Below are 14,513 nucleotides of genomic sequence, written 5' to 3' on the forward strand. Positions count from 1 at the left end.
GGCTGAGCACAAAGGGGGGAGAGGCTCAGCCGCCCGGCGGTGGTGCCGGACGCCCGGCCCGGGTTCAGGCCGGGCCGGACGTCCGGAGTGTGCGAGGGGCGCGGGGCGCCAACCTCAAGGGGCGCGGGGCGGTATCGATGTGCGGCTCTGCCGCGTGGGCACGACCGGCCCCCACCGCCCGCGGCTGCCGAACCGGTTTGCCCGACGGAGCGCCTACGCCTCGGCCAGCTCCTTCTCCGGAGCGCCGGCGGGAGCGGCATCCTCGTCCAGCAGCGTCGTCTCGTCGAACGGCAGCTCCCCGGCCAGCACCTGCCGCACCCGCTCCTTGTCGATCTCCTTGGTCCAGGTGCCGATCAGCACGGTGGCCACCGCGTTGCCCGCGAAGTTCGTCAGCGCGCGTGCCTCGCTCATGAACCGGTCGATGCCGACGATGAGGCCGACGCCGTCGACCAGCGCGGGCTTGTGCGACTGCAGACCGCCGGCCAGCGTGGCCAGGCCCGCACCGCTGACGCCCGCCGCGCCCTTGGAGGCCAGCAGCAGGAAGAGCAGCAGCGGAATCTGCTCTCCGACGGACATCGGCGTGCCCAGGGCGTCCGCGATGTAGAGCGAGGCCATGGTCATGTAGATCATGGTGCCGTCGAGGTTGAAGGAGTAGCCGGTCGGCACGGTGATGCCGACGACGGGCTTGCTGACGCCCAGGTGCTCCATCTTCGCGATGAGCCGCGGCAGTGCGGACTCCGAGGAGGAGGTGGACAGGATCAGCAGGAACTCCCGGGAGAGGTACTTGAACAGGGAGAAGACGTTCAGTCCGGAGACGAGCCGCAGCACCGCGCCGAGCACGATGAAGACGAACAGGAAGCAGGTCACGTAGAAGCCGAACATCAGCACGGCGAGGCTCTTCAGTGCGTCCAGACCCGCCGAGCCGGTGACGGCCGCGATCGCGCCGAAGGCACCGATCGGCGCGGCCCACATGACCATGGACAGGATGCGGAAGACCAGCCGCTGGATGTGCTCGATGCCGCGCAGCACCGGCTGCCCGGACGGCCCCATGGCCTGGAGTGCGAACCCGGCGAGCAGGGCGACCAGCAGGGTCTGCAGGACCTGCTGCTGGGTGAACGCGGACACGAAGGTGGTCGGGATGATCGAGAGCACGAAGTCGACGGGCGGCAGCGCATCGCCGGCGACCTGTGCGTGTCCGGTCTGCTTGAGCGCCTCGGTCAGGTGGAGCCCGTCACCGGGGTGCAGCACATTGCCGACGACGAGCCCGATGGTGAGGGCGACGAGCGACATCGCCGTGAAGTAGACGAGGGCGATACCGCCGACGGCGCCGACCTTGGCGGCCTTCCGTACGGAGCCGATCCCGAGGACGATCGTGCAGAAGATGATCGGCGAGATCATCATCTTGATCAGGTTCACGAAGCCGGTGCCCAGCGGCTTCAGCTCGACGCCCGCATCGGGCCAGATGAGCCCCACGGCGATACCGAGCACCACCGCGATGATGACGGCGATGTAGAGGTAATGAGTACGGTCCCGCTTCACACGGGCTGCGGCAGGTGCCGTATCGGGGGAAGTGGCGGCCACGGCTGCCCTCCTTGACGTCTTCGTCGGCATCACCGGCGTGCGGCTCACGTCCGGGCGTTGTGGGGGATGCCGTGACTATCTCCCGGCCTGTGAGGGCGGTCACCCTTCCGTTCATTTAGTTCATGCTTGACCCGGGAGGCACACTGCTGGCATGCGTCTCCCGTCCCTCCCCCGCCCCCGCAGCCTGGCCGGCCAGCTCTTCGCCATGCAGGCCGTGCTGATAGCGGTGGTCGTGGCCGGGTACGCGCTGTTCACCTACGTCAGCGACCAGCGGCAGGCCGAGGACGCAGCGGTCCGCCAGGTGACGGCGGTGGCCCGCTCGGTCGCGGACTCGCCCTCGGTCCGCTCGGCGATCCACACGCCGACTCCCACCAGGGCCCTGGAGCCGTACGCGCTCCAGGTCATGCGGGACACGAACGTCGACTTCGTCACGATCATGACTCCGGACGGCATCCGCTGGACCCACCCCGACCGGAAGCAGATCGGCAGGCCCTTCCTCGGCCGCATCGGCCCCGCGCAGCACGGCCACACCTTCACCGAGACGTACACCGGCACGCTCGGCCCCTCGGTCCGCGCGGTCACCCCGGTGACGGACAACGGCCGGATCATCGGCCTGGTCAGCGCAGGGATCAAGGTCGAGGCGATCAGCGAGCGGGTCCAGGACCAGGTCACGGCGCTGTTCGCGGTCGCGGGCGGAGCCCTGCTGCTGGGTGCGGTCGGCACCTACGTGATCAACGCGCGTCTGCGCCGCCACACGCACGGCATGAACGCGACCGAGCTGAGCCGGATGCACGACTACCACCAGGCGGCGCTGCACGCGGTCCGCGAGGGGCTGCTGATGCTGGACGGGCAGTACAGGGTGGCGCTGATCAACGACGGCGGCCGGGAGCTGCTGGGCGTGGGCGAGGAGGGGGACGTGATCGGCGCATCGGTCGCGGACCTCGGCCTGCCGGTCCCGCTGACCGGGGCGCTGCTGGCGTCGGAGCCCCGGGTGGACGAGGTGCATCTGACGGCGTCGCGGGTGCTGGTCGTGAACACCTCACCGGTGTCGGGTGGAGAGCGCCGGGGCACCGTGGTCACCCTGCGCGACGTCACCGAACTCCAGTCCCTGATGGGCGAGCTGGACTCGGAGCGGGGCTTCACCCAGGCCCTGCGCTCGCAGGCGCACGAGGCCGCGAACCGCCTGCACACGGTGGTCTCGCTGATCGAGCTGGGCCGGGCCGAGGAGGCGGTGGAGTTCGCGACGGCGGAACTGGAGCTGGCCCAGGCGCTGACCGACCAGGTGGTGGCGGCGGTGAGCGAACCGGTGCTGGCCGCGCTGCTGCTGGGCAAGACGGCACAGGCCAACGAGCGGGGCGTGGAGCTGGTGGTGTCGGCGGACAGCCGCCTCGACGACGGCGTGCTCCCGCCCGAGCTGTCGGCGCGGGACCTGGTGACGGTCTTCGGCAATCTGATCGACAACGCGGTCGACGCGGCACAGGGCAGTGCGGGAGCGCGGGTCACCGTGACGGCGTACGCCTCGGACTGCGAACTGGTGCTGCGCGTCTCGGACACCGGGCCCGGTGTCGACCCGGCCCATGCCGACCTGGTATTCCAGCGGGGGTTCTCGACGAAGCCGACCGGACCCGGCGGGCGCGGCCTGGGTCTGGCCCTGGTCCGTCAGACGGTCGGCCGGCTCGACGGGACACTGACGGTGACGGAGGCCGAGGAGGGCGGAGCGGTGTTCGAGGTGCGGTTGCCGTTGCGCGCGGCGGTCGGACCCTCCCCTGCGCCGGGAGGCGACACGTGACCAACACGCAGCCCATCCGGGTCCTCGTGGTCGAGGACGATCCCGTGGCCGCCGACGCACACGTGCTCTACGTGGGCCGGGTGCCGGGCTTCGTCGCGGTCGGCAAGGCGCACACGGGCGCGGAGGCACGCCGGATCCTGGACCGTACGGCCGTGGATCTCCTGTTGCTGGATCTGCACCTGCCGGACGTGCACGGCCTTCAGTTCGCGCGCTCGCTGCGGGCGGCCGGGCATCACACGGACGTGATAGCGGTGACGTCGGCACGGGACCTGGCCGTGGTCCGCGAAGGGGTCTCCCTGGGGGTCGTCCAGTACGTCCTGAAGCCGTTCACCTTCGCCACGCTGCGGGACCGGCTGGTGCGGTACGCCGAGTTCCGTGGGGCGGTGGGCGAGGCGAGCGGACAGGACGAGGTGGACCGGGCGCTGGCGGTGCTCCGGGCGCCGGCGCCGGCGGCGCTTCCGAAGGGGCTGAGCGCGCCGACGCTGGAGCGGGTCACCGTGACCCTGCGGGACAGCGCCGTCGGCCTCACCGCGACCGGCGTCGCCGAGGCGGTCGGCATCTCGCGCATCACGGCGCGCCGGTATCTGGAGCACCTGGTGGACGCCGGACGGGCGGTACGCAGCCCGCAGTACGGGACGGTGGGGCGCCCGGAGTTGCAGTACCGCTGGGTGAAGGGGCAGTGATCCGGGCCCTGCACCGGACCTGCGCGGCCTCCCGGGTGGAGCCCGCCCGCTCGTGGGCCCCGGCGGCGAACCGGGTGAGGCCGATCCCGCGCAGACGCATTGACCTGACTAGACCACTCCTCCTACGTTCACACGGCAGCCATTCCCGCGTCACCCCGAAGTGAGTCCGCAGGAGGTCATGCCCGTGCGCCCCACCGCCGCCCTCACCCCCCTCCTCGCCGCCGCACTCGCCGCCACCGCGCTCACCGCCTGCGGCAGCGGCTCCGGCAGCAGTCCGAACACCCTGAAGGTCTCGTACAAGCAGTCGACCGACAACTCCATCAAGGTGATGGACACCTACCTCGCCGGCATCAAGAAGCAGTTCGAGAAGAAGTACCCCGGCAAGAAGGTGGAGTTCGTCCCCGTCAAGGCCCCGGACTCGGAGTACTACACCAAGCTCCAGCAGATGCTCCGCTCCCCCAGGACCGCCCCGGACCTGGTCTACGAGGACACCTTCCTCATCAACTCGGACATCACCAGCGGGTACTTGAAGCCCCTCGACCCGTACCTCGCCAAGTGGCCCGACTGGCAGCAGTTCATCGACACCGCCAAGAACGCCGCGAGAGGCGAGGACGGGAAGACGTACGGCGTGCCGGACGGGACCGACACCCGGGGGCTGTGGTTCGACAAGCGCGTCTTCAGGAAGGCCGGCCTGCCCACCGGCTGGCAGCCGAGGAACTGGGACGAGGTCCTCGCCGCCGCCCGGACCATCAAGCAGAAGGTGCCCGGCGTCACCCCCCTCAACGTCTACACCGGCAAGCCGGCGGGTGAGCGGGCGACCATGCAGGGTTTCGAGATGCTCCTGTACGGCACCGGTGACGGGACGGCGGACCCCCTGTACGACAGCGGCAGCAAGAAGTGGATCGCCGGGAGCCAGGGCTTCAGGGACTCGCTGAAGTTCGTCGAGACCGTGTACGAGGAGAAGCTCGGCCCCGACGTCTCCGACGCCCTCGATCCCAACTTCGCCACCACCGTCAACGGCGAGCTTCTCCCCCGGGGCAGGCTCGGCATCGACCTCGACGGCTCCTGGCTGCCGCAGGCCTGGCTGCCGGGCAGCGGGCACGAGTGGAAGGACTGGTCCGAGCAGCTGGGCCTCGCCCACATGCCCAGCCAGCACGGCCAGGCCCCGGGCAGGGTGAGCATGTCCGGCGGCTGGACCTGGGCCATCCCTGCCAAGGCGGCCCACCCCGGCCTGGCCTTCGACTTCATCAGGACCCTGCAGACGAAGGACAACGCCCGGAAGTGGTACATCGCCAACTCCGGGATCGCCGTGCGCAAGGACGTCGCCGCCGACCCGGCGTACGCCACCGCCCAGCCCGGCATCAAGTTCTTCACCGATCTCGTCGCGAGCACGCACTACCGGCCCGCCTATCCCGCGTACCCGAAGGTGTCGACCGCCGTCCAGGAGGCCATGGAAGGGGTGACCACCGGTGATCAGTCCGCCGAGAAGGCGGCGAGCGGCTACGACGCCACGCTCAAGGACGTCACCGACGGCCAAGTGGTCCACAAGTGAGGCTCCACCGGCGGATCGGCCGCGCCCTCCCCCTCACCCCCGCCCTGGTCCTTCTGCTCCTCTTCCTCGCCGGTCCCATCGCCTACTGCGTGTACATCGCCTTCACCGACCTCCAGCTCACCGGCCAGGCGCACTCCTCCTTCGTCGGCCTCGCCAACTTCCGCAGGGCCTTTCGGGACGACGCGTTCCTCAACGCCGTGTGGCTGACCCTGGTGTTCACAGTGCTGTCCTCGCTCGTCGGGCAGAACACCCTGGGGCTGGCCCTCGCGGCACTCATGAAACGAGCCTCCCCGCCGGTGCGCACCCTCACCGGCGGGATCGTCATCACCGCCTGGGTGCTGCCGGAGGTCGTGGCGGGGTTCCTGCTCTACGCCTTCTTCCGGCGGGAGGGAACCTTGAACGCCATCCTGGGCTGGCTCCATCTCCCGCGCCAGAACTGGCTGTTCACCCTGCCCATCCTCGCCGTCTCCTTCGCCAACGTCTGGCGCGGCACGGCGTTCTCGATGCTCGTCTACTCCGCCGCGCTCGACGGGATACCGAGCGAGATCACGGAGGCCGCCGAGGTGGACGGGGCGGGCGGCTGGCGGCGGATGTGGCACATCACCCTGCCGATGATCCGCCGGTCCATCGGCACCAACCTGATGCTCAACACCCTGCAGACGCTCTCCGTGTTCGGGCTGATCTGGGTGATGACCAGGGGCGGGCCCGGCGACAGGAGCCAGACCCTGCCGCTGTTCATGTACGAACAGGCCTTCCAGAACAGCATGATCGGGTACGGCACCGCCGTCGCCCTGCTCCTGCTGCTCGTCGGGTCCCTGTTCTCCGTCGTCTATCTGCGTCTGCTGCGCACGGAGGTGTAGGACCGGCCATGCCCCGACAACGCCGCTCGCGCCAGCTCGCCGCCGATGCCGGGCTGATCGCCGTGGCCCTCGGTTTCGCGCTGCCCCTCGCCTGGGTGCTGCTGTCCTCCGTGGACCCGCACGCCGACCTGAAGGTGAAGCTGCCCGACGGGGTCACGTCCGGCAACTTCGACGCGATCCTCACCCCGGACATCGTCTACACCCCGCTGCTCAACAGTCTGATCCTGTGCGGGGGAGCGACCGCGCTGACCGTCGTCTGCGCGGCCCTCGCCGCCTATCCCCTGTCCCGCTTCCGGTCCCGGCTCAACCGGCCGTTCCTGCTGACGATCCTGTTCGCGACGAGTCTTCCCATCACCGCGATCATGGTGCCGGTCTACGCACTGTTCGTCCGGGTGAATCTGATCGACACCCTGCAGGGGACGATCCTCTTCTTCGCCGCCTCCCAACTCCCGTTCGCCATCTGGCTGATGAAGAACTTCATGGACTCGGTGCCGAAGGAGCTGGAGGAGGCGGCCTGGACGGACGGGGCGTCGTCGCTGCAGTCCCTCGTGCGGATCGTGCTGCCGTTGACGGGGCCCGGCGTCGCCGTCGTCACGGTCTTCTCGTTCGTGATGATGTGGGGGAACTTCTTCGTCCCCTTCATGCTCCTGCTCACGCCGGACCGGATGCCGGCCTCGGTCGGCATCAACGAGTTCTTCGGCAACCGGGGCATGGTGGCGTACGGGCAGCTCGCCGCGTTCTCCGTGATCTACTCGACGCCGGTGATCCTGCTGTACGTGCTGGTGGCGCGGCGGCTGGGGGGTGGTTTCGCCCTGGGCGGCGCGGTCAAGGGATGACGGACGGCGGTGATCTGCCCGTTACCTACCGAACGGCCGGAACGTACCGAACGGCCGGAACCGTACGTTCCTACAATTAGTGATCCTGGCGGAACGGCCCGTAGTCACCGCGTCGGGGCACCCCTAGCTTGTGCGGAGTGCGCCAACCCTCAGCCCGGCCGAACCCACCGGCCCCTCCGTTCAACGCCCCGGCCGCCCGCAGGCTCCGTGCCGCTCTCGGCATGGGGCCCGAGCATGTCGCCTACGGCATGAGGGCCTCGTACGGGCTGTCGTACGTCACGCCCGACCTGGTGATCTCCTGGGAGCGCGGGATCACAGCCCCCGGCAGTCCCGAGCTCACCGCTCTCGCCGGGGTGTTGTGGTGCTCTCCGGGTGAGCTGATCAGCAGGCCCCGGACCCTGCGCGAGCACCGCGTCGCGCAGGGGACCGCACCGGAGGACATCGCCCGGGCCGTCGGCCTGGACCTGCCCGGGTATCTGCGGATGGAGGAGAGCGGGGAGTGGCGCGGCAACGAGCGCCAGTCGGCGGCGCTCGCGCAGGCGCTTCGGCTGTCCCTGCAGGACTTCGTGGCCGTGACGGGCCGCGAGGCGAAGCTCGCCGAGCTGCTGCACAGCGCGGTGACCACCCGCTGGCAGGCCTATGTGCGCCCGGTGGCGAAGATCGCGCCCCTGGACCGGGGTGTCCTGGAGGACGTGTTGCAGGAGCTGCACGAGGACTACCAGGGGCACATGGCTGCCACCCTCAGCTGGGGCGGCGGCAGCACCAGTGCCAGTGAGTCCGGCCGGGAATTCATCGACCGGATCGTCGAGAACTTCTGGACGGCGGCCGGGAACCGGAACGGCTAGAACCGGCGAACCGGCCCGGTTCCCCGACGAGGATCTAGAAGACCGACTCCGCCTCGTCCATCCGGTCCCTGGGTACCGTCTTCAGCTCGGTGACCGCCTCGGCGAGCGGGACCATCACGACGTCGGTGCCGCGCAGCGCGGTCATCCTGCCGAAGTCGCCGCGGTGCGCGGCCTCGACGGCGTGCCAGCCGAAGCGGGTGGCCAGCACGCGGTCGTAGGCGGTCGGGACGCCGCCGCGCTGGACGTGGCCGAGGATGACCGGCTTGGCCTCCTTGCCGAGGCGCCGCTCCAGCTCGTAGGCGAGCGCGGTGCCGATGCCCTGGAAGCGCTCGTGGCCGTACTGGTCGATCTCGCCCTTGCCGTAGTCCATGGTGCCGTCGAGGGGGTGGGCGCCCTCGGCGACGCAGACGACCGCGAACTTCTTGCCGCGGGAGAAGCGCTCCTCGACCATCTTGACCAGGTCGGCGGGGTCGAAGGGGCGCTCGGGCAGGCAGATGCCGTGGGCGCCGGCGGCCATGCCGGACTCCAGGGCGATCCAGCCGGCGTGCCGGCCCATGACCTCGACGACCATTACGCGCTGGTGGGACTCGGCCGTGGTCTTCAGGCGGTCCATGGCCTCGGTGGCGACGCCGACGGCCGTGTCGAAGCCGAAGGTGCGGTCGGTGGAGGAGATGTCGTTGTCGATGGTCTTCGGGACGCCGACGACCGGCAGACCGGCGTCGGAGAGCATGCGGGCCGCGGTCAGGGTGCCCTCGCCGCCGATCGGGATCAGCGCGTCGATGCCGAACTCCTCGGCCATGTCGGTGGCCCGCTCGCAGGCCTCGCGCAGCCGGTCGCGCTCCAGGCGGGAGGAGCCGAGGATGGTGCCGCCGCGGGCCAGGATGCCGCTGACCCCGTCCAGGTCGAGGGATCGGTAGTGCCGGTCGAGCAGACCCCGGTAGCCGTCCTCGAAGCCGATGACCTCGTCGCCGTACTGCGCCACCGCCCGGTGCACGACCGACCGGATCACGGCGTTCAGGCCGGGGCAGTCGCCGCCTGCGGTGAGAACTCCGATGCGCATCGTGCTGTGTCTCCTGCTCGCTGTCGGTACCGGTGAGCCAATGCGATTGTTTCACGTCTGCCGGGGCGGTGAAGTCCTGACGGGCGCCTTAACCGGCACCGGGGGTATTGTCAAGAGGGTTCTGCTCACCTTGGTGGGCGATTTTTATGCCGCAGACGAGACAGCACCGCCGAGGCATCGCAACACCACCGCCGAGGCCTCGCCTGCCGAGACTTCACCACCAGGACATCACCGCCGAGACACAGGGAATGGAGTGCACACGTGACGCGCAGCGTGTACGTGACCGGGATCGACCGCGGCGACGGCCGCCAGGTCGTCGAGCTGGGGGTCATGGAGCTGCTGACCCGGCAGGTCGACCGAGTGGGCGTGTTCCGTCCGCTCGTGCACCACAGCCCCGATCGCCTGTTCGAACTGCTGCGGGCGCGGTACCGCCTCTCCCAGGATCCGGCGACCGTCTACGGCATGGACTACCACGAGGCGTCCGCGCTCCAGGCCGAGCAGGGCACGGACGAGCTGGTCTCCACCCTGGTCGACCGCTTCCACCTGGTGGCCCGGGACTACGACGTCGTCCTCGTCCTCGGCACCGACTTCGCCGACACGCAGCTGCCCGACGAACTGTCCCTGAACGCCCGCCTCGCCAACGAGTTCGGCGCCTCCGTGATCCCCGTGGTCGGCGGCCGCAGGCAGACGGCCGAGTCCGTGCTGGCCGAGACGCGCAACGCCTACCGGGCGTACGACGGGCTGGGCTGCGACGTGCTCGCCATGGTCGCCAACCGGGTGGCCCGCGAGGACCGCGACGACATCGCCGAGCGGCTCACGAACCGGCTGCCGGTGCCCACGTACGTACTGCCCGACGAGCCCGCGCTGTCCGCGCCGACCGTCGCGCAGATCGCCCACGCCCTCGACGCCAAGGTGCTGCTCGGCGACGACTCCGGGCTCGCCCGGGACGCGCTGGGCTTCGTCTTCGGCGGGGCGATGCTGCCGAACTTCCTGGGCGCCCTGACCCCGGGCTGCCTGGTCGTGACCCCGGGCGACCGCGCCGACCTGGTCGTCGGCTCGCTGGCCGCGCACAGCGCCGGCACCCCGCCGATAGCCGGCGTCCTGCTGACCCTGAACGAGGTGCCGCGCGAGGAGATCCTCACGCTGGCCGCCCGGCTAGCCCCGGGCACCCCGGTGATCTCGGTCCCCGGCACCAGCTTCCCCACCGCCGAGCACCTCTTCGCCATGGAGGGGAAGATGACGGCGGCCACCCCGCGCAAGGCGGAGACCGCGCTCGGCCTGTTCGAGCGGTACGCCGACACCGCCGACCTGGCCCGCCGCGTCTCGGCGCCGAGCAGCGACCGGGTCACCCCGATGATGTTCGAGCACAAGCTGCTGGAACAGGCCCGTGCCGACAAGCGCCGGGTCGTGCTGCCGGAGGGCACCGAGGAACGGGTGCTGCACGCCGCCGAGGTGCTGCTGCGCCGCGGGGTGTGCGACCTGACCCTGCTCGGCCCCGTCGACCAGATCCGCAAGAAGGCCGCGGACCTGGGCATCGACCTCGGCGACTGCCGGCTGATCGACCCGGCCACCAGCGAGCTGCGCGACTCCTTCGCCGAGCAGTACTCGCGGCTGCGCGCCCACAAGGGCGTGACGGTGGAGCTGGCCTACGACGTCGTCTCCGACGCGAACTACTTCGGCACGCTGATGGTCCAGGAGGGTCTGGCCGACGGCATGGTGTCGGGCTCGGTGCACTCGACCGCGGCCACCATCCGGCCCGCCTTCGAGATCATCAAGACGAAGCCGGAGTCCTCCATCGTCTCCTCGGTCTTCTTCATGTGCCTGGCCGACAAGGTGCTGGTCTACGGCGACTGCGCGGTCAACCCGCACCCGAACGCCGAGCAGCTCGCGGACATCGCGGTCCAGTCGGCGGGCACCGCGGCGCAGTTCGGCGTGGAGCCGCGGATCGCGATGCTGTCGTACTCCACCGGCACGTCGGGCTCGGGCGCCGATGTCGACAAGGTGCGCGAGGCGACCGAGCTGGCGCGCTCGCGGCGGCCGGACCTGAAGATCGAGGGGCCGATCCAGTACGACGCGGCCGTGGAGCCGTCCGTCGCCGCGACCAAGCTTCCCGAGTCCGAGGTCGCCGGGCAGGCCAGCGTGCTGATCTTCCCCGACCTCAACACCGGCAACAACACGTACAAGGCCGTGCAGCGCTCGGCCGGCGCGATCGCCGTCGGCCCGGTCCTGCAGGGCCTGCGCAAGCCGGTCAACGACCTGTCCCGCGGCGCGCTCGTCCAGGACATCGTCACCACCGTCGCCATCACGGCGATCCAGGCCCAGCACCTCGACCAGAAGGCGTCCGAGCAGTGACCTCCCCCACCCGTGTCCTCGTCCTCAACTCCGGCTCCTCGTCGGTGAAGTACCAGCTGCTGGACATGCAGGACAGCAGCCGGCTGGCGGTGGGCCTGGTCGAGCGCATCGGCGAGCAGACCTCTCGGCTCAGGCACACCTGTGCCGCCACGGGCGAGACCCGCGAGCACACCGGTCCGATCGCCGACCACGACGCGGCGCTCAAGGCGGTCGCCGAGGAGCTGACCCGCGACGGCCTGGGTCTGGACTCGCCGCAGCTGGCCGCGATCGGTCACCGGGTGGTGCACGGCGGCCTGTTCTTCACCGAGCCCACCGTCATCGACGACGAGGTGCTCACCGAGATCGAGCGGCTGATCCCCGTCGCGCCGCTGCACAACCCGGCCAACCTGACCGGCGTCCGCACCGCGCAGGCGCTGCGCCCCGACCTGCCGCAGGTCGCCGTCTTCGACACGGCCTTCCACACGACGATGCCGGAGTCCGCGGCGCGGTACGCGATCGACCCGAAGATCGCGGACCGGCACCGCATCCGCCGCTACGGCTTCCACGGCACCTCGCACGCGTACGTCTCCCGCGAGACCGCGCGGTTGCTCGGCAAGGACCCCTCCGAGGTGAACGTGATCGTGCTGCACCTGGGCAACGGCGCCTCGGCATCGGCGGTGGAGAAGGGCCGGTGCGTGGACACCTCCATGGGGCTGACGCCGCTGGAGGGCCTCGTGATGGGTACGCGGTCCGGTGACCTGGATCCCGCCGTCATCTTCCATTTGGAGCGAGTTGGCGGAATGTCCACGGACGAGATCGACACTCTTCTCAACAAGAGGAGCGGTCTGTTCGGCCTGTGCGGGGACAATGACATGCGGGAGATCCGCCGTCGCATCGACGAGGGCGACGAAGAGGCCCGGCTTGCCTTCGACATTTACATTCACCGGCTCAAGAAGTACATCGGCGCCTATTACGCGGTGCTCGGCCGGGTGGACGCGGTCGCGTTCACGGCGGGGGTCGGTGAGAACGCCGCCCCGGTGCGGGAGGCTGCGATCGCAGGTCTGGAGGGGCTCGGGCTGGCGGTCGACGCCGGGCTGAACGCCGTACGCGGTGGCGAGCCGCGGCTGATCTCGCCCGAGTCCGCGCGGGTGGCGGTCGCCGTGGTGCCGACCGACGAAGAACTGGAGATCGCCACACAGACCTACGCACTGGTCGGAAAGAAGAGCTGAGCAATACACAGCAGTAACACGCCTGAGCGCATGTCCGCCCATTTGTATCTTCCGCCAGACGGAATATTCCGCAGCGAAACAAACCGATAGGATCGCCCCATGCGCCGTTCGAAAATCGTCTGTACTCTCGGCCCCGCGGTCGACTCCCACGAGATGCTCGTCTCGATGATCGAGGCCGGCATGAATGTGGCCCGGTTCAACTTCAGCCATGGCACCCACGCCGAGCACCAGTCGCGGTACGACCGCGTCCGGGCCGCGTCGAAGGAGACCGGCCGGGCCATCGGTGTCCTCGCCGACCTGCAGGGCCCCAAGATCCGCCTGGAGACCTTCGCCGAGGGTCCGGTCGAGCTGGAGCGCGGTGACGAGTTCGTCATCACGACCGAGGACGTGCCGGGCGACAAGCAGATCTGCGGGACGACGTACAAGGGGCTGCCGGGCGACGTCTCGCGCGGCGACCAGGTCCTGATCAACGACGGCAACGTCGAGCTGAAGGTCCTGGACGTCGACGGCCCGCGGGTGCGGACGATCGTCATCGAGGGCGGTGTCGTCTCCGACCACAAGGGCATCAACCTGCCCGGCGCGGCGGTCAACGTCCCGGCGCTGTCCGAGAAGGACATCGAGGACCTGCGCTTCGCCCTTCGCATGGGCTGCGACATGGTCGCGCTGTCCTTCGTCCGGGACGCCAAGGACGTGCAGGACGTCCACCGCGTGATGGACGAGGAGGGCCGCCGCGTCCCGGTGATCGCCAAGGTCGAGAAGCCGCAGGCGGTCGACAACATGGAGGACGTCGTCCTGGCGTTCGACGGCGTGATGGTCGCCCGTGGTGACCTCGCCGTCGAGTACCCGCTGGAGAAGGTCCCGATGGTGCAGAAGCGCCTGGTGGAGCTGTGCCGGCGCAACGCCAAGCCGGTGATCGTGGCGACCCAGATGATGGAGTCGATGATCACCAACTCCCGGCCGACCCGCGCCGAGGCCTCCGACGTGGCCAACGCGATCCTGGACGGCGCGGACGCGGTCATGCTGTCGGCCGAGTCGAGCGTGGGCGCCTACCCGGTCGAGACCGTCAAGACGATGTCGAAGATCGTCGCCGCGGCGGAGGGGGAGCTGCTCTCCAAGGGCCTGCAGCCCCTCGTCCCGGGCAAGAAGCCGCGTACGCAGGGTGGTTCGGTCGCGCGCGCGGCGTGCGAGATCGCCGACTTCCTCGGCGGCAAGGGGCTGATCGCCTTCACCCAGTCCGGCGACACCGCCCGCCGGCTGTCCCGCTACCGCGCGGCCCAGCCGATCCTTGCCTTCACCACCGACGAGGGCACCCGCAACCAGCTGACCCTCAGCTGGGGCGTGGAGCCCCACGTCGTCCCGTTCGTCAACAGCACCGACGAAATGGTCGACATGGTCGACCAGGAGCTGGCCAAGCTGGGCCGCTTCAACCCCGGTGACACGGTGATCATCACCGCCGGCTCGCCCCCCGGCGTCCCCGGCACCACCAACATGGTCCGGGTGCACCACCTGGGCGGCCAGAACGGCTGACGCCCCCGCAAGGGCTCTGTAGGCGCTGAGGGCGCCCCCTGGTTCCAGGGGGCGCCCTCAGTCGTGAGCCGGGCGACGGAGCGGACGTCGACCCGACTCGTGCGGGACGTGGCGGGGGGCCGGGGCCCCCGGGGGGGGGGGCGGGCCCCGGGGGGGGGGGCCCCCCCGGGGGGGTGGGGGGGGCCGGGGGGGGGGGTTAACTGGCGTGGGGGGGCCGGGC

11 protein-coding genes are annotated in these 14,513 nt (G+C 70.2%); 9 read left to right on the forward strand and 2 right to left on the reverse strand.

Going from position 1 to position 14,513, the window contains the following annotated elements:
* Positions 1-213: 213 nt before the first annotated feature.
* Positions 214-1,611, reverse strand: coding sequence for a cation:dicarboxylase symporter family transporter (locus AB0H32_RS40855; protein WP_361132268.1), 1,398 nt, complete (start codon positions 1,609-1,611; stop codon positions 214-216).
* A gap of 121 nt (positions 1,612-1,732) precedes the next feature.
* Here AB0H32_RS40855 and AB0H32_RS40860 point away from each other — a divergent pair, with 121 nt between their 5' ends.
* From AB0H32_RS40860 to AB0H32_RS40885, 6 genes are all read left to right on the forward strand, one after another.
* Entirely contained in the window at positions 1,733-3,370 is a 1,638-nt protein-coding gene (locus AB0H32_RS40860) for a sensor histidine kinase (protein ID WP_361132238.1), read from the forward strand.
* Positions 3,367-4,053: a response regulator gene (locus AB0H32_RS40865; protein WP_361132241.1), complete on the forward strand. Its 687-nt coding sequence runs from the start codon at positions 3,367-3,369 to the stop codon at positions 4,051-4,053. Before AB0H32_RS40860 ends, AB0H32_RS40865 begins: the two co-directional genes overlap by 4 nt.
* A 178-nt stretch (positions 4,054-4,231) precedes the next feature.
* Complete coding sequence (locus tag AB0H32_RS40870) at positions 4,232-5,605, forward strand: extracellular solute-binding protein (protein ID WP_361132244.1); 1,374 nt, start codon at positions 4,232-4,234, stop codon at positions 5,603-5,605.
* Positions 5,602-6,465 (forward strand): sugar ABC transporter permease, encoded by an 864-nt coding sequence (locus AB0H32_RS40875; protein ID WP_361132247.1) that lies wholly within the window; start codon positions 5,602-5,604, stop codon positions 6,463-6,465. The genes AB0H32_RS40870 and AB0H32_RS40875 overlap by 4 nt, the downstream gene beginning before the upstream one ends.
* An 8-nt stretch (positions 6,466-6,473) precedes the next feature.
* Positions 6,474-7,301 carry a carbohydrate ABC transporter permease gene (locus AB0H32_RS40880; RefSeq protein ID WP_361132250.1) on the forward strand — a complete coding sequence of 276 codons (828 nt, stop codon included), beginning with the start codon at positions 6,474-6,476 and terminating at the stop codon, positions 7,299-7,301.
* A gap of 137 nt (positions 7,302-7,438) precedes the next feature.
* Positions 7,439-8,146 carry a helix-turn-helix transcriptional regulator gene (locus tag AB0H32_RS40885; protein ID WP_361132253.1) on the forward strand — a complete coding sequence of 236 codons (708 nt, stop codon included), beginning with the start codon at positions 7,439-7,441 and terminating at the stop codon, positions 8,144-8,146.
* Between the two features lie 34 nt (positions 8,147-8,180).
* Here AB0H32_RS40885 and AB0H32_RS40890 read toward each other — a convergent pair whose 3' ends face one another.
* Entirely contained in the window at positions 8,181-9,206 is a 1,026-nt protein-coding gene (locus AB0H32_RS40890; RefSeq protein ID WP_361132256.1) for an ATP-dependent 6-phosphofructokinase, read from the reverse strand.
* A 261-nt stretch (positions 9,207-9,467) separates the two neighbouring features.
* On the opposite strand from AB0H32_RS40890, the gene pta reads away from it, so the two are divergent.
* The 3 genes from pta (at position 9,468) to pyk (ending at position 14,293) form a co-directional block, all read left to right on the forward strand.
* Positions 9,468-11,558 carry a phosphate acetyltransferase gene (pta, locus tag AB0H32_RS40895; RefSeq protein ID WP_361132259.1) on the forward strand — a complete coding sequence of 697 codons (2,091 nt, stop codon included), beginning with the start codon at positions 9,468-9,470 and terminating at the stop codon, positions 11,556-11,558.
* The gene (locus AB0H32_RS40900) at positions 11,555-12,766 is read left to right on the forward strand and encodes an acetate kinase (RefSeq protein WP_361132262.1); all 1,212 of its coding nucleotides are present in this window, start codon (positions 11,555-11,557) and stop codon (positions 12,764-12,766) included. Before pta ends, AB0H32_RS40900 begins: the two co-directional genes overlap by 4 nt.
* 99 nt (positions 12,767-12,865) lie before the next feature.
* Positions 12,866-14,293, forward strand: a complete 1,428-nt coding sequence (gene pyk / locus AB0H32_RS40905; RefSeq protein WP_361132265.1) for a pyruvate kinase — start codon at positions 12,866-12,868, stop codon at positions 14,291-14,293.
* Positions 14,294-14,513: the final 220 nt, after the last annotated feature.

Source organism: Streptomyces sp. NPDC020362, from assembly GCF_040642095.1.
In the GTDB taxonomy this organism is placed as follows: Bacteria; Actinomycetota; Actinomycetes; order Streptomycetales; family Streptomycetaceae; genus Streptomyces.